This is a genomic window from Xanthomonas axonopodis (assembly GCF_001304695.1).
In the GTDB taxonomy this organism is placed as follows: domain Bacteria; phylum Pseudomonadota; class Gammaproteobacteria; order Xanthomonadales; family Xanthomonadaceae; genus Xanthomonas; species Xanthomonas axonopodis.
This window is the reverse complement of the sequence record NZ_JFAQ01000071.1, coordinates 1-15,531: the sequence shown is the minus strand read 5'-3', so window position 1 is coordinate 15,531 and position 15,531 is coordinate 1. Positions and strand designations below refer to the sequence as shown.

Here is a 15,531-nt window from a genome sequence, read left to right as displayed (position 1 = left end):
GGTCGTCGAGCGCACGCATGCCTGGAATGACCGTGCACGCCGACTCATCATGCACCATGATCGGCTGACCCAGGTTTCCGAGGCTTGGGGATGGCTGGCTGAAGCAAGGGTGCTACTCCGGCGACTGACTGTTTGATTATGTAAACACCCTCTAAGCACACCACGAAAAAAACGGTGGCCGCGAGCGCCTCCGCCAGAAAGACTCTTTCGTCCAAGGTCGCGAGGAAGGCAAGCAAGAAAGCTGCAGCAAAGAGCCGCGCGGCCGAGAAGAAAAGCGCGACCAAGAAAGCGCCAACAAGGCGCACTGCGGCCAAGAAAAGCACCTCCACAGCAAACGCTGCGAAAAAGCGTGCGGCCAAGACGTCCACGCTCTGGAATACGTCCAGCCCGAAGGGCGCTTCGCGCTCCAAGCCCCTGTCTCCATCGCAGAAGACCCAGGCCCGCAAGCGCGCAAAAGCTGCAGGTCGGCCGTATCCGAGCCTGGTGGACAACATGGCCGTCGCCAGCAAGCGCAACACGACCAAGCGTGCCGCCAAGTCCAGCGGCACGAAAAGGAGTGCAGGAAAGAAATAGTGGTATCGGTAACGCGCGTTTGTGCATGCTGGGCTCAGAGGTGTGCGGCACATGCCCGTCTTTGCATGCCGCCGGGTCCGAAGCAGTGCCTATTAAACTGTGGAGCGGTGACGCTTGCTGTCGCCCCGGCATCGGTCCGAGCAGTACTTCACCGCATCCCACACACGCTCCCACTTCTTGCGCCAGCGAAACGGTCGCCTGCACTGCACGCAGACTTTCTCCGGTAGATGCTGTTTTTTGCGCATCGCCATAGGCTGGGAGGAACTGGGAAATACGTCGGTGAAGCGGGGTGCAAGCATGTCATAGCGATGTCCAATGCAAAACGACGTTTCGACTTCGAGCGGCCAACAAAACTACGGCGCAGCCGCCAGGCGGGCGCGGCCGGTGCTCGGAATCGGCATGTCCCACCCGTACACTGCGGTCTGGGCGCATCGTCCGCAGCCACCGGGCGACCACTCGCTACGTTTTGCTAGCCGCTCTTCATGCAGGCCGCTGCCTAGCGCATGGCGATACATGGCGTTGGGAGACAGGCGCGCACGCTTTGTTATAGTTCGCAGCAAGCGGTTTGGCGGCAGGTCTCCGACCTCGCAAGGCGCTACGCTCACCATCTCAAACAAGGACGTTCGTGAAAGCATTGTTGCTGGTCGTGTCGGCGCTTTTGTATGTTGCCGCCCTCTGCCTTCCTGCACTGCATGGCGGTGCCGAACAGGTGAGCGGTGTCGTCCTGCTCATGTTCGGCTGGATCCAGGTGCTGGATGGTCAATGCTTCGCCTGGTTAGGCAACCTGCTGTTCTTCAGTGCGTGGCTCTGTTACCTCTTCAAATCGGATAGAACGGCATTGGGCTTGCTGCTGTCGGCATGTCTGATCGGCATGGATACCTTTCGTGCCACCCGCTATCTGAAAAACGAAGCCGGGCACGAAGTGATGATCGATCGGGTAGGCGCAGCCTTCTACGTGTGGGAGCTGAGCTTTCTGGCGTTGCTGATCGTGGTGCTGATGCGTCTGTCGGAAAAACGTGGCGTCGCGCGACCGAATACGGCTTGATCCTGCAATCGCTCTTTTTGAAGGCGAGTGTGCGAACGAATCAGTCACTCCCATTGCGCATTCACACATGTGGCCAATCAAGTGCAACCGCAAGCTACTCTTCGCGCTGACTGCGGTGGTCATTGCCTGTATTGCTTCGAATCCGGAACTCGCATCGCTGGTGCCAGTGCTGGACACGCTGGGTCTGGATGTCGTTGCTTATGCGCTGGTAGGCCAGTTTGGCGCGGTGGTGTTGGTCGGCTGATACCTGATTGCCGCCGGGGGTGCATGCGGTGGGGCGGCAAGCTGGCGCTGGCGTCGGGTGACGTCTTCAACTGCTGCATTGGTGGCTATCTGCGCCAGCTGACCTGGTATGCGAGACACATTGGCTGTGCAACTGTCGTCGCCAGCGCGCGACTCTAAAGCCTAGACCCGACGGAGCTTGGCGATGGACACCAGCATCGACGTAGAGACGCAAACCATCCCAACCCTGCCGAGCCGTTCGATCCCGCAGACGGTGGCGTTCTATCGGCAACTGGGTTTTGTCGGCGATGCGCATCCGCAGGATGCAGGTTACGCAATCCTGCGACGTGGCGATGTGGAGCTGCACTTCTTCGCGCATCCGGATCTGGATCCGGCCGACTGCTATGCGGGCTGCTACATCCGGGTAGGCGATGCAGATGCCATCCACGCAGCGATGAAAGTTGCTGCGTTGCCCGAGCGGGGCATTCCACGGCTCGACCCGGTTGGCGACAAGCCTTGGGGCATGCGTGAGTTCGCCATTGTCGATGAGAGCGGCAATCTGCTGCGGATTGGGCAGGTAATTGCATCAGGGTGATGCATTGCATGAGCGAGGCGACTGCACTGCTCGCCGCCTGATGGCACCCGCTCGCGCCATGAGATGGTGCTGCGCACCGTCTTACACGTCACCCATCGACCCAAGTGCCTGTGTCACTTCGGTCGGGGTGGCAGTACCGAGCGCGGCATAAGCCGCCTGCAAGGACGCACAAAAACGCGCGTCTGCGGACAACGATCCGAACACCGCCTCCAGTGTCAGGAAGGTAGCGACATCATGACCTGCATCGCCAGTCGTGTTGCGTCCAAGCGCGCTGAGGGTATCGTTCGACGGGTCGATCAACGGAACGCCGCTGTGCGCCTGCCTGCGGACGAAGTGCAGCCACGCCGCAACGGCCAGGCATAGGCGCTGGATCGGTTGGCCCGCAGCGAGTGCTTCGCCGATCGTGCCGAGCAGTCGCACCGGGATTTTCTGCGAGCCGTCCCAGGCGATCTGCGCGAGCAGGTGGCGGATGGCGGAATTGCGAAAACGGGCAAGGATGGCGTCGCTGTAGCGTTGCGCATCGAAGCCCTGCATGGCTTGCAGGGTGGGCGCGATCTCCGCGCGCATCAACGTTTCTACGTACGCGGCAAGTTCGCGGTGACGCATTCCTTCGGCCACGGTTTCCAGGTTCAGCAAGCAGCCGAGATACGCCAGCGCCGAGTGCGGCGCGTTGAGCAGACGCAGCTTGGCGCGCGCGTAGCCGGTGATGTCTTCGCTCAGGGTGACGCCCGCGTGCTCAAACGCCGGGCGACCGTTGCAGAAGCGGTCTTCGATCACCCACTGGCTGTAGCGCTCGCGCTGGATCGGCCAGGCATCGTGCACGCCAAGCTGATCGTGGATGCGCGTGCGCAGCACGTCATCGGTGGCGGGCGTGATGCTGTCCACCATCGAGCGCGGAAAGGCCGCGTGCTGCGCGATCCATTCCGCAAGCGCCGGGTCACTCTGCGCTGCGAGCCGCACCACCGCGCGCTGCAGCAGCGTGCCGTTGTCGGTCAGGTTGTCGCAGCTGAGTGCTGTGAACGGCGCGGTGCCGTCGTGCATGCGCTGCCGCAGCCCGGCAACGAGGTAGCCGATGGCACTGCGTGGGGTGTTGGGATGGGCGATGTCGTGCGCGATGTCCGGATGCGAGAGGTCGAGCGTATCGCCGGCCAGGCAATAGCCTTTCTCGGTGATGGTCAGCGTGACCAGGCGCACCGCCGGGTCGGCGAGCCGCGCGAGCACGGCAGCGTGTTCGTCCACGGCGCAGAGTATCTCGCGGATGGCACCGATGACGCGTAATTGCGGGTGTTCGTCCAGCAGGGCGAGGGTGTACAGGCCATCTTGCGGACGTAAGGCATCGCGCACCTGCGGGCGATGCAGCGAGACGGCGCTGATGGCCCAGCTGGGGTCTTCGGCAAGCAGGTCGTCGATGTAGGCGGCCTGGTGGGCGCGATGGAAGGCCCCCGCGCCGAGATGCACGATGCCGATGGTGATTCTTGCCGGGTCATAGCTGGGCGTTGAAACCACCGGCGGCAATGTGACAAGGGTGTCGAGCGAAAGGCGTGGTGCTTGCATCGTGTCGCCTGCGAGGTAGGAGTGTTTGGAGGAGGGGCTGCGCCGAACCCTCGCCCTGACCCCGCTCCACGCCCCGGCCCGCGTCTTGCGACGAGGGCGCTCCAAGGCAGGCGCGCCCATGGCGCGCAAGCGGTGCCTGTTCACCTTGGGAGCAGAGCGGCGTAGGGCGATCGCGGCCGAAGGGATTGTTTACCCGCGGCCGCATGGCGAGAGTGTCGACGGCTGCTACTTGTCGGTCACGGTGAAACGCTGCCTGGCGCGGATATCCGCACTGGAGGCGCCGGTCTGCACTTCATAGGCGCCTGGGTCCACCGCATACGCCTTGCGCTGCGCGTCGTAGAGACGCAGTGCGTCCTTTGCATTGATGGTGAATTCCAACTCGTGCTGCTCGCCCGGTTGCAGGGTGATGCGTTGAAATCCATGTAATTCCTTGCCGGCACGGTCGCGTTGCGGCGTGAGCGGGTGCAGATACAGCTGCACCACCTCATCGCCGGCGCGCTGGCCGGTATTCTTCACCGTAACGGTGGCAGTGAGCGAGCCATCGGCTGCGATGGTGTTGCGGTCCAGGCGCAGACCGGAATAGGCGAACTGCGTGTACGACAGGCCGTGGCCGAACGGATACAGCGGCGTGCCGGTGAAGTAGCGGTAGGTGCGGCCGCGCATGGCGTAGTCGTCGAACGCCGGCAGGGTTTCGCTTTCCTTGTAGAACGTTACCGGCAACCGGCCGCCAGGATTGGCATCGCCGAATAGTGCGTCGGCCACTGCCGTGCCACCGCGCTGGCCCGGATACCAGGCCAGCAGGATCGCCGGCAGGTGCTGCTGCGCCCAATCGATGGCCAGCGCCGAACCGGCGGTCAGCACCGCCACCACCGGCTTGCCGGTGGCGTGCAAGGCTTCGAGCAGGTCGCGTTGCGGCTTGGGCAGGCGCAGGTCGGTGCGGTCGCCGCCGGCAAAGCCGGGGTAGTTCACCTTCATCTCCTCGCCTTCGACATCGCCGGTCAGGCCGCCGACGAAGACCACCACGTCGGCACTACGGGCCACGTCCAGCGCTTCCTGCAAGGGCGGCTTGGCTCCGGGTTGGCGCCAGGCCAGGCGCACGGCGGCATCGCGCTCGGCTTCGAAGTATTCCAGGCGCAGGTCGTAGGCACGGCCGGCCTGTAGCTGCACATCGACCCCATCGGCGTGCAGGCGGTCGGTGGTCGCCCAGCGGTCGATCACCGGCTTGCCGTCCAGGTACAGGCGCACGCCGTCGTCGGCCGCCGCTTCCAGGTGGTAGGTGCCGGTGGTCGGCGGGACCAGCTGGCCGCTCCAGCGGATGCTGAAGTTGTCCGCCGGCACCGCCTCGTTCGGACCGGCTTCGCCGCGTGCCAGCAGGTTGTCGGTCGGCGAGCCGCGGTCCCACTTGAAGCCGATCTGCGCATCCACGCGCACCAAGGCTGGCTTACCGGACAAATCGCGATTGCGGAAGTACTCGCCCCGCAGGCCGCGCTCGGGCGAGGTGGCCGACGGCCGCAGGTATTGCGGTTCGATCAGCGGCGTGGCGGCGGGATCGTCGCGCCCCTCGACCAGGTCGGCGCCGCGCGCGTACAGCACCTGCGCGTTCGGGGCGGCGGCTCGGATGCCTTGCAGCACGGTGACCGGCGCGGCCGGCGTGCCGTAGTAATTGCCCAGCAGCGCCATGGTGTCGTCGGCGGTGGGGCCGATCACCGCGATGCGTTTGAGCTTGGCGCGCGACAACGGCAGCAGGCCATCGTTCTTCAGCAGCACCAATGATTCGCGCGCGGTGCGGCGCGTCAGCGCATCGTGCGCCGGCGATTGGTTGACCGCGGCGGGAATCTTCGACCACGGCAACTGCCCGGGCGGGGCGAACACGCCCAGGCGCATGCGTGCAATCATCAAGGTCGTCAACGCGGTGTCGATCTGCGCTTCGTCGATCAGGCCCTGGCGGACCGCCGCCGGCAGGGTGGAATACTCCTCCCCGCATTCCAGCTCGGTGCCGTGCTTGACCGCCAGCGCGGCGGCTTGCTCGCGGGTGGCGACGATCTTGTGGTGCTTCCAGATATCCACGATCGCCCAGCAGTCGGACATCACGTAGCCTTTGAAGCCCCATTGCTGGCGCAGCACGTCCTGCAGCAGGAACTTGCTGGCGCTGGCCGACTCGCCATACACGCGGTTGTAGGCGCCCATCACCGCATCCACCTTGCCGGCCTTGACCAGCGCCTCGAACGCCGGCAGGTAGGTCTCGTACAGGTCGCGCTGGGAGGGGCGGGCATCGAAGTGGTGACGATCGGCTTCCGGACCGCTGTGCACGGCGAAATGCTTGGCGGTGGCGTCGAGCTTGCGGTAGCTCTCGCCCTGCGCGTTCTTCGGCGCGTCGGCGCCTTCGCCCTGCAGGCCCTGCACGAAAGTCACGCCCATGCGCGCAGTGAGGAAGGGATCCTCGCCGTAGGTCTCCTGGCCACGGCCTCAACGCGGATCTCGGAAGATGTTGATGTTCGGCGACCAGAAGGTCAGCCCCTGATAGCGCGCGTGCTGGTTCTGGCGCAGGAACTGATGGTGCTTGGCACGCGCCTCGTCGCTGATCGCGGTGGCGACCTCGTGCATCAGCGGCAGGTCGAAGGTGGCGGCCATGCCGATCGCCTGCGGGAACACCGTCGCACCGCCGGCGCGCGCCACGCCATGCAGCGCCTCGTTCCACCAATCGTAGGCCGGGACGCCCAGGCGCGGAATTGCCGGCGCGGCGTTCTGCATCTGCGCGGCTTTTTCTTCCAGCGTCATGCGCGACACCAGATCGGCGGCGCGTTGTTCGAAACTGCGTTGGGTATCCAGGTAGGGCGGCGGTGCCGCGGCCTGGGCCGCGCCGGTGGCACACGCTAACGCCAGCAGCGCGCCGCGCAGGTGCCTGCGCGGATGCGGTCGGGCGAGAAGAGATGGATGCATGGTCAGTCCTCCTCGGAGCGTGCGAGCTGCAGCTGGGCAAACGGCCCGATCATGGTGCCGACGAACCCACCCGCCTGCGCGGTGCTGAGCATGCCGGCATCGTCATCGCGTTGCAGTACCTGCCAGCCGCGGCCGTCAGCATCGAAAGCGAAACTGTAGGCGCCGCCATCGCCACTGATCTGCAAGCGTACCTGCGCGGCGAGCGCGACATGGGTGTGGGCGCGCGTGCTGGTTTGCGCACCGTCGCGTTTGTCCAGAAACACCTCGAGTCTATCGCCATCGCGGCGCACGCCGAGCGCGTACCAGGCGTTGGCGTTCTGAAATGCGGCCAATCCCGCATTGACGCCGGACTGGGTCGGCGCGGCCAGTGCGGTGCTGGCGGTGAACCGTGTGTGTTGTTGGCGCCGCGCCAGAAACGCCGGCGTCCCGGTACTGTCCAGGCCCTGGCTGCTGGCGTGCAGAGTCAACCAGCCGCTGCGCGCGCGCAGATCGGCCACCGGTTGATGCGGTACGCGCAGGAACAGCCATTCGCGCTGCAACGTGCTGGTGTCGAAGTCGTCGTGCCAGGTGAAGTTGCCCGACGACGGTGCCTGGTGGCTGGCCGTGGCGGCCAGGGGCGGGGCCTTGGCGATCGCGGGAATCGGCTCGCCCGCCGGCAGGATCGAGGGCCAGTCGTCGCGCCACTGCACCGGCAACAGGAAGGTTTCGCGCCCGGTGTTGTAGCGATCGCCCGAATACGGGCGGGCGGCCAGGAACACTGCCCACCATTGCCCATCGGGCGTGGTCACGAAATCGGCGTGGCCGGCGTTCATGACCGGATCCGCCCGCCCCGCAGGCAGGTCGTTCTGGCTCAGGATCGGATTGTTCGGCGCCGATGTATACGGCCCCCAGACGTTACGGCTGCGCAAGACCACCTGCCGATGCTGCTGGTCCGGCAGGGTTCCGCCTTCTGCGCAGGAGAGGTAGTACCAGCCATTGCGCTGATACACGTGCGGCGCTTCGATCCAGATCGGCTTGCTGGCTGGATCCACACCGCGGTCCAGCAACACCTTGCGCGGACCGACGGGTTGATTGCTGGCCAGGTCGAAGCGTTGCATCCAGATCGCGCGGTGACCTTCGTACTGTGGCGTGCCTTCCGGCGGTCCATTGTTGGGCAGGTAGGCGCTGCCGTCGGTGTCGAAGAACAACGACAGGTCGATGCCATCGATGCCGGGCAGCCAGCTCAGCGCCGACCATGGACCGGCTGGATTGCTGGCGCTGGCGATGAAGTTGCCGCCATTGTCTGCCGACGTTCCCACCACGTAGTAGCGGCCGTTGTGGTAGCGGATGGTGGGCGCAAACATGCCGCGCGACACCTCCAGACCGTCGTAATTCAATTGGTCGGTGCGCTCAACGACATTGCCGATCTGCGTCCAGTGGACCAGATCGGTGCTCTGGAAGACCGGGATTGCCGGGAAATACGTGAAAGTGGAATTGACCAGATAGTAGTGATTGCCGACCTGGGTGATGCTGGGGTCCGGGTAGAACCCGGCCAGCACCGGATTGCGGTAGTGCTCGGCTGGCAGCGGCGTGGCGAACACCGCGTCGTCGCCGCGGTAGTCGAACCAGTCGAAGGCGACATCGGCAGATGCTTGCGCCTGCACGTTCGCAGGCGCTGCCAAGGCCATCAGCAATGTTGCGCAGAGGGTGGAAAGTGCGCGCATCACCAGTCTCCCATCGTGCCGTCTTCCAGACGCAGGATCGGCAGCTGCTTGGGCGTGTAGGGATAGCGTGCGGCCAACGCTTCGTCGATGTCCACGCCGTGCCCCGGCGTTTCGCCGCAATGCAGGCGTCCGGCGCGGAATTGGTAGTCGTGCGGGAACACCGCATTGGCTTCGTCGGAATGGAACATGTATTCCTGGATGCCGAAGTTGGGTACCCAGGTGTCGAAGTGCAAGGCGGCGCCCATGCATACTGGCGAGAGATCGGTGGCGCCGTGGAAGCCGGTGCGCACCTGATGCAGCGCGGCGAAATCGGCCAGCCGGCGCACATGGGTGATACCGCCGGCATGGACAATCGTGGTGCGGATGTAGTCGATCAGTTGCTGCTCGATCAGGTGCTTGCAGTCCCAGATCGAATTGAACACCTCGCCCACCGCCAGCGGCGTCACCGTGTGCTGGCGAATGATCTCGAACGCGCGCTGGTTTTCCGCCGGCGTGGCATCTTCCAGCCAGAACAGCCGGTACGGCTCCAGATCGCGGCCCAGGCGTGCGGCTTCGATCGGCGTGAGCCGGTGGTGCGCGTCATGCAGCAGCTCGATCTCGTTGCCATGATCGCTGCGCAGCTGCTCGAACAACTTGGGCACCACGCCGAGATAGCGCGGCGTGGACCACACGGTTTCGGTGGGCAGCTCGCTTTCGGCCGGTTCGTACGGCTTGCCGCCGACAGAAATGCCGTAGGTCTTCTTGATGCCGGGCACGCCGCATTGCGCGCGGATCGCGATAAAGCCCATCTCGCGGAAGCGACCCACTTCGTCGCTGGTTTCGGCAATATCGCGCCCGTTCGCATGCCCATACACCAGCGCCCCTTCGCGTGAGCGCCCACCGAGCAGCTGATACAGCGGCATGCCGGCCATCTTGCCCAGGATGTCCCACAGCGCCACATCCACTGCAGCAATCGCGCTCATCGTCACCGGCCCGCGCCGCCAATACGCGCCGCGGTAGAAGAACTGCCAGATGTCTTCGATGCGCCCGGCATCGCGGCCGATCAGGTTCGGCACCAGGTGTTCCTGCAGGTAGGCGGCCACCGCCAGTTCGCGCCCGTTGAGCGTGGCATCGCCCACGCCGGTGATGCCCGAGCGTGTGCGGATCTTCAACGTGACGAAATTGCGCCCCGGGCAGGTGACGATGACGCGCGCCTCGACGATCTCGCGGTCGCCGGCAGAACCTTGCAGCGGTGCAGGGGAGTCGGGTGTGTGTGACATCGTGATCTCGCTCAGGGGGAAGAAGTGGCGGTGACGGGAAGTTCGAACGGGCCGGCCGGCAGGCCGCTGCGGTCGTACACGGTGCATACCGGGCTATCGGCCCAGCAGTAGCGCACGCGGGTGGCCTGCAGACCGTCGGGAATCCGCAGGCGGATCTCGCGCCCGGACAGCGTGGCACCGGCGTAGCGGCAGCTGCCGGCCGCATCGCCGCAGAGCTCGAAGCCGATCGGCGCATCGTTGCCGTAACTCACCAGCGTGGTGTCGACATCGTCGAAGCCGATGCGCACGCTCTCGCCCGCGCGGCGCGCGCTGCGCGGCACCGGCCCGGAAGGCGCAATCGACTCGCCATACACCACATGCCGCGCCGCACGCGCCAGGCGCCGGCCCAGCTCCTGCTTGTTGGCCGGATGGATGTCATAGCGGTCGCCGATATCGATGGCCACTGCCAACCCTGCGTGCGCGTCCTTGGCGACGAAGCGTCGCTGCGCCTCGCGCAATTGCGCCCAACCGCTGTCGGTTGGCTGGGTAGGCGGTGTGCCGTAATTGGCCAGCTGCACCACCAGCAACGGCAGGTCCGCGCCAAAGCGCTGCCGCCAGTCGCGCTGCCACGCAGTGAGCAAGGCTGGGTAACGCGCTGCATCGCCGGTATTGGATTCGCCCTGGTACCACAGCACGCCGCGCAGGCCCAGGTGTTCCAGCGGCGCGATCATGCCGTTGTACAAGGTAGTCAGCCCGGCGGCCGACGACCACGGCGCGCGCGGTGGGGTGCCCACTGCCTGTGGCACGATGCGGTACTGCCAGGGCCCGTCCAGCGCCACTGTGCTGCCATCGGCAAATTGCAGTGCGCGCGATGGCGCGTCACCCAGCAGCCCGCCGCGTCGATAGGTATTGAGCACATTGAGCACGATGCTGTTGCGCCCGGCGTGCAGCTGCCCGCGCGGCAATGCGTAGCGACGCGGCTGGTCCGCGCCATAGCTGCTGCCCACGCCGCGCCCGTTGACCCAGGTCTGATCCAGCTCGTCCACTGGCCCCAGCAACAAGGTGGCGTCCTGCGCGGCCTGTGCCGGTGTCAGTTCGACGCTGGTGCGGTACCAGACCATGCCGTTGAAGCCGACCAGTTGCGGCACGCCCCAGTCGTCCCATGCGCCCAATGCCGGTGGTGCGTTCTGCCAGTGGCCGGGCGCATCCGGCTGCCACGGCTCGCCTTCGCCATGGGCATGCCACCAGGTCTCCCACAGCGCGGCCCAGCGCGGTGCGGCCGCGACCGGATCGGTTGCATAACGTGCCAGCACATCCAGTGCCGGACCATCGTCGCCAGCGGCACGCAAGGCTTTGTCGCCGATCCAGGCCTGCATCTGCGAACCGCCCCACGATGCATTGATCAGCCCCATCGGCACGTCGACCTGCCTCTGCAACTCGCGTGCGAAGTAATAACAGGCGGCGGAAAAGTCTTTCACCGTCTCCTGTGTGGTGCGCTGCCAGGTTGCAGTGCCGCCGAAGCCGCGTTGCGGTGTCGGGCTGGATTGTGCGGGCACCTTGAACATGCGGATGCTGGGGTGGTCGGCATCGGCAATCTCGCTGCGCGAATCCAGCGTGCGATGCACCTGCAGTTCCATATTCGATTGCCCAGAACACAGCCAGACATCGCCGATCAGCACATCATCGATCTGCTGCATCGCACCGTTGGCAGTGCCGGCCTTCAGGCTGTACGGACCGCCGGCAGCGTGCGCGGGCAAGCGCGCTTCCCAATGACCTTGCCGGTCTGCGCGAGCCTGCACCTGCGCGCCCTCCAGTTGCACGGTCACCCGTGTGCCCGGCGCCGCATCGCCCCACAGGCGGATCGGCGCATCGCGTTGCAGCACCGCGTGGTCCTGAAACACCGGATGCAGCAGCGGCGCATCCGCTGCGCTGGCAAGGTGTGGCAGCAACGCCGACAGCGCGCCGATCACTATCTTTACGCGACATGCGTTCACTTCGGATTCCCCGGTGCATACGGAAATGTCAGTGCCTGGTAATACGCCAGCGGGTGCGCCGGCGGGCTGATGCCTGCAGGCAGCGGGCGCCCGGACACGCTCTGGAAATAGGCGATGCTGGCATCGCGCCACCACTGCGCCTCACGCTGCTGGATCGCCAGGAAATCGGCGACCTGCTGGTAGCGCTGTGCATCGATCTTGCCGGCCAGATCTTGCCAGCTCGTGCGCATGGCAACCACCTCGGCCACGCCATGGTCGTAACGCCACACCAGCTCGTCCCACAACGGCCTGCCGGAGGCCATGCGGTGATCCCACGGTACATGATGGAACCACAGCAGCAACCGCTCGGGCACGCGCTGCACATCGCCGAACACGCGCGCCACGGGCGGCGCATATTGCGCAACGGCATTGCTACCGCTGGCGCTGCGGTCGAAGCCGATCCCGTTACGGTCGGCGCGGTGGTAATACACCGGGTCCCAGTCCGGACGTTCGCTGCCGGCATCCCACGGTGCCGGGCCGTAATGGTGGCCGCGCCCCATCAGGTGATGTAGCCCGAGCGGGGTCATGTAGTCCACCACCGCCTCGCGCGAACGCAGCATCATGTCGACCACTGGCTCGACCACCGCCGGATCGTTGGAAAAGGTCATGCGCACCCATTCCTGCGCAATGGCCTGCGGCGACAGCTGCGGGTCCCATGCCAACCGCCCGTATGCGTACCAGTTGGCCTGATCGAAGATCGAGCCGCTCCAGTTGCGATCGGCACCGATATTGGCCACGCCGGCGATACCGGTCAGCCGTGTACGTTTGTTCTCGGTGAACAAGCGGCCATCCACGGTCTTTGCAACCGTCGAGCCCTTGCCGCGCGCATAGGTGTCGGCTTGCAAGGTCTCGGAAAATAGCGGGCCCAGATAGGCCAGATGGGTGGAAAAGCCGAGATATTCCTTGGTGATCTGAAACTCCGGCATCAATGGCGTCTTGCGCATCGCACCGAACAACGGGTGAAACGGCTCGCGTGGCTGGAAGTCGATGGCACCGTTTTTCACCTGCACGATCACGTTGTCGCGAAACGCGCCATCCAGCGGCACGAACTCGCTGTATGCCTGCTTGGCGCGGTCGTCCGGCTGCTCATGCGAGTAAACGAAGGCGCGCCACATCACCACCCCGCCATGTGGCGCCAGGGCATCGGCCAGCAGGTTCGCGCCATCGGCGTGGCTGCGTCCATAGTCCTGCGGGCCGGGCTGACCTTCGGAGTTGGCCTTGACCAGAAACCCGCCGAAATCCGGAATGCGTGCATAGATGGCGTCGGCGGTGTCGCGCCACCAGCGCTGTACCCGCGGGTCCAGCGGGTCGGCGGTTGTCAGGCCACCGATTTCGATCGGTGCACTGAAGCGCGCACTGAGGAACACACGAATCCCGTACGGACGAAACACCTTTGCCAGGGCTGCCGCCTTGTCGAGGTATTGCGGCGTCAGGCTCCATGCCTTGGCATTGACGTTGTTGAGCACGGTTCCATTGATGCCCAGCGACGCATTGGCACGCGCGTAGTCGGTGTAACGCGGATCCAGATAACCGGGCAGCGTCTGCCAGTTCCACAGCGACGCGCCGGCATAGCCACGTTCCACCAGCCCATCGAGATTGTCCCAATGATTGAGCATGCGCAGCTGCAAGCGTGGCGATGCGCGCACATCCAGCGCGGCGAGCGACTGCCCGGTTTGCAGCAGACGCAACAGGTGGAATGTGCCGTACAACACGCCGATGTCGCTGCCGCCGACAATGGCGGTGATGCGATGTCCATCAACGTCGGCGCGGCGGATGAGATAGCCGTCGCGGCCCAACTGGCCTGTATCCAGCTTCAGGGCTGCAATCTGTGGCGCGCCGGCTGCGCCCAATACGATGGCGCCATCTTGCGTGACCGCGTCCGCGCGCGGCGGTGTGCTTCCCAGTAGTCCCTGCAGGCCGCGCTCCAATTCATCGCGTGCTGCGTGCAGGGTGGGCGAGTCGCCAACGACGACCAATTGGCTGGCGCTGTCACGCAATTGCGTGGCATTGGCCAGCGGTTGGTAGCGCAACCATAGATCGTAGCCATCTTCCGCATGCGCGCTGACGGTGACTAACAGGCCACTGCATAACAGCGCCAGCCACAGCAATGCCTGCAGCGTAAATGCGCCGACACCGGTGCCGTGTCGCTTCACGTCAGACCGGCTCATGCGGCGTGCTCGAGCGTCACCGGTGCAGGCAGGCGCATATCGCCGCTCTGCCTGCTTCCCGGTACCATGGCTCGCACCGTCATACCTGCACTCGGCGTCCGCGTTACCGCAGCAGCGTCCGTGCATCCCGCAGCTTTCGCACGCATTTGGAGAGGCCACGCTTGGAGAAGGTCAGGAAATCGGTCCGCCGCACCAGCCGCGCGACCACCATCGACGAAGTGGCAGCGCTGGCAAAGGTCTCGCCGATGACGGTCTCGCGCGCGGTCAACAATACCGGCAGTGTGCGCGATGCCACCCGCGAACGGGTCCTGCGCGCGGTCGACAAGCTGGGCTACACGCCCAATCTTGCCGCCAGTGCACTGGCAGCCGCGCAGAGCATGCGGATTGCGTTGATCTACAGCGATCCCAGCGGCGCCTACTTGCGCGAGTTGCTGCTGGGCGTGCTGCGGGTGGCGTCGCGTACGCCGATCCAGCTGGTGATCGACTGCTGGGACGACCTGGACGCCGATGCCAAACGCAAGGCGGCGCGCAAGCTCGCCAAGGGTGTTGCCGGTGTGATCCTGCCGCCGCCCTTGTGCGAATCCAGGGCCGCAGTGCTGGAGTTGGTGCGCGCCAAGGTGCCGGTGGTGGCGATTGCCTCCAACCATTTCAGCCCGGATGTCGCGTGTGTGCGCATCGACGAATTCGCTGCTGCCAAAGAGATTACCGAGCACTTGATCGCACAGGGGCATACGCGCATCGGCTACATCGCCGGGCATCCGAATCTGTCGGCCAGCAAGCGGCGCTTCGAAGGCTTTCAGGCGGCGCTGGCTGATGCCGGTTTGCGCCTGGATCGGCAGCTGGTGCAGCCGGGCGATTACACCTACAAATCCGGCCTGGTTGCCGCGGGAAAATTGCTGGCGCGCAAACGCCGCCCCAACGCCATCTTCGCCAGCAACGACGACATGGCCGCCGCGGCAATCTCGGTCGCGCACCGACGGGGGCTGGATGTGCCGCGCGATCTGTCGGTGGTCGGGTTCGACGACACCTCTGCCGCCACTGCGGTGTGGCCCGAAATCACCACCGTGCAGCAGCCCATCGCCGCCATGGCCGATGCCGCGCTGGACATCTTGCTGAAGACGATTCGCGCCAAGGAGCGTACGGCAAGGATGGTCGATCATGTGGTCGCGCACCTGCTGGTCAAGCGGGATTCGGTGGCCGCACCGACAGCGGACGATGCGGCCGAGTAAACGTAGCGATCAGACCACTGCATACTGCAGCAGAACGTGGTCATCTCGCGGCCCTGCCTGCAACACACCAGCATTGCCGGTGGGCGCCCACGTATCTGGTGCCGCGCATCGCATTGGCCCCCATTGCTGGCCGCCGCAGTGTGGTGGCTGGCACCCCGCAGATAGTCGTTGCACGCGCCGAATGATGCCAGGCGCGTGCAGTGGCAATGCTCAACGCGTCAGATACTGATT

10 protein-coding genes, 1 other RNA gene and 3 pseudogenes are annotated in these 15,531 nt (G+C 65.2%); 6 read left to right on the top strand and 8 right to left on the bottom strand.

The features are described 5' to 3' along the window. Nucleotides 1-136 (top strand): annotated as a pseudogene (locus tag XAXN_RS20905) (IS5/IS1182 family transposase); the annotation flags it as partial. A 4-nt stretch (nucleotides 137-140) separates the two neighbouring features. Here XAXN_RS20905 and XAXN_RS07610 read toward each other — a convergent pair. After that, a pseudogene (locus XAXN_RS07610) lies at nucleotides 141-446 on the bottom strand (hypothetical protein); the annotation flags it as partial. Nucleotides 447-665: 219 nt separating this feature from the next. Next, nucleotides 666-824: a DUF2256 domain-containing protein gene (locus XAXN_RS20900; protein ID WP_134980691.1), complete on the bottom strand. Its 159-nt coding sequence runs from the start codon at nucleotides 822-824 to the stop codon at nucleotides 666-668. A gap of 148 nt (nucleotides 825-972) precedes the next feature. Here XAXN_RS20900 and XAXN_RS20895 point away from each other — a divergent pair. The 4 genes from XAXN_RS20895 (at nucleotide 973) to XAXN_RS07595 (ending at nucleotide 2,435) form a co-directional block, all read left to right on the top strand. Next, a non-coding RNA gene (locus XAXN_RS20895) (sX9 sRNA) lies at nucleotides 973-1,048 on the top strand. Nucleotides 1,049-1,207: 159 nt separating this feature from the next. Continuing rightward, nucleotides 1,208-1,618: a hypothetical protein gene (locus tag XAXN_RS07605; RefSeq protein WP_134980403.1), complete on the top strand. Its 411-nt coding sequence runs from the start codon at nucleotides 1,208-1,210 to the stop codon at nucleotides 1,616-1,618. Further along, nucleotides 1,590-1,862 (top strand): hypothetical protein, encoded by a 273-nt coding sequence (locus XAXN_RS22995; protein WP_241148209.1) that lies wholly within the window; start codon nucleotides 1,590-1,592, stop codon nucleotides 1,860-1,862. Before XAXN_RS07605 ends, XAXN_RS22995 begins: the two co-directional genes overlap by 29 nt. Before the next feature lie 183 nt (nucleotides 1,863-2,045). Next, entirely contained in the window at nucleotides 2,046-2,435 is a 390-nt protein-coding gene (locus XAXN_RS07595; RefSeq protein WP_054319095.1) for a bleomycin resistance protein, read from the top strand. An 81-nt stretch (nucleotides 2,436-2,516) separates the two neighbouring features. On the opposite strand, the gene XAXN_RS07590 is transcribed toward XAXN_RS07595, so the two are convergent. The 6 genes and pseudogenes from XAXN_RS07590 to XAXN_RS07565 all read right to left on the bottom strand — a co-directional run bounded on the left by XAXN_RS07590 (nucleotide 2,517) and on the right by XAXN_RS07565 (nucleotide 14,056). Next, the gene (locus XAXN_RS07590; RefSeq protein WP_054319094.1) at nucleotides 2,517-3,989 is read right to left on the bottom strand and encodes a mannitol dehydrogenase family protein; all 1,473 of its coding nucleotides are present in this window, start codon (nucleotides 3,987-3,989) and stop codon (nucleotides 2,517-2,519) included. A 225-nt stretch (nucleotides 3,990-4,214) separates the two neighbouring features. Further along, a pseudogene (locus tag XAXN_RS07585) lies at nucleotides 4,215-6,929 on the bottom strand (glycoside hydrolase family 3 protein). Between the two features lie 2 nt (nucleotides 6,930-6,931). Beyond that, nucleotides 6,932-8,632, bottom strand: a complete 1,701-nt coding sequence (locus XAXN_RS07580) for a glycoside hydrolase family 43 protein (protein ID WP_054319093.1) — start codon at nucleotides 8,630-8,632, stop codon at nucleotides 6,932-6,934. Continuing rightward, the gene (gene manD, locus XAXN_RS07575; RefSeq protein ID WP_054319092.1) at nucleotides 8,632-9,891 is read right to left on the bottom strand and encodes a D-mannonate dehydratase ManD; all 1,260 of its coding nucleotides are present in this window, start codon (nucleotides 9,889-9,891) and stop codon (nucleotides 8,632-8,634) included. Before manD ends, XAXN_RS07580 begins: the two co-directional genes overlap by 1 nt. Nucleotides 9,892-9,902: 11 nt before the next feature. Further along, complete coding sequence (locus tag XAXN_RS07570) at nucleotides 9,903-11,864, bottom strand: sialate O-acetylesterase (protein ID WP_054319091.1); 1,962 nt, start codon at nucleotides 11,862-11,864, stop codon at nucleotides 9,903-9,905. Beyond that, entirely contained in the window at nucleotides 11,861-14,056 is a 2,196-nt protein-coding gene (locus tag XAXN_RS07565) for an alpha-glucuronidase family glycosyl hydrolase (protein WP_054319097.1), read from the bottom strand. The genes XAXN_RS07570 and XAXN_RS07565 overlap by 4 nt, the downstream gene beginning before the upstream one ends. 176 nt (nucleotides 14,057-14,232) lie before the next feature. Between XAXN_RS07565 and XAXN_RS07560 the strand changes: the two genes are divergently transcribed. Next, nucleotides 14,233-15,300, top strand: a complete 1,068-nt coding sequence (locus XAXN_RS07560) for a LacI family DNA-binding transcriptional regulator (protein ID WP_054319090.1) — start codon at nucleotides 14,233-14,235, stop codon at nucleotides 15,298-15,300. The last annotated feature ends 231 nt before the right edge of the window (nucleotides 15,301-15,531 follow it).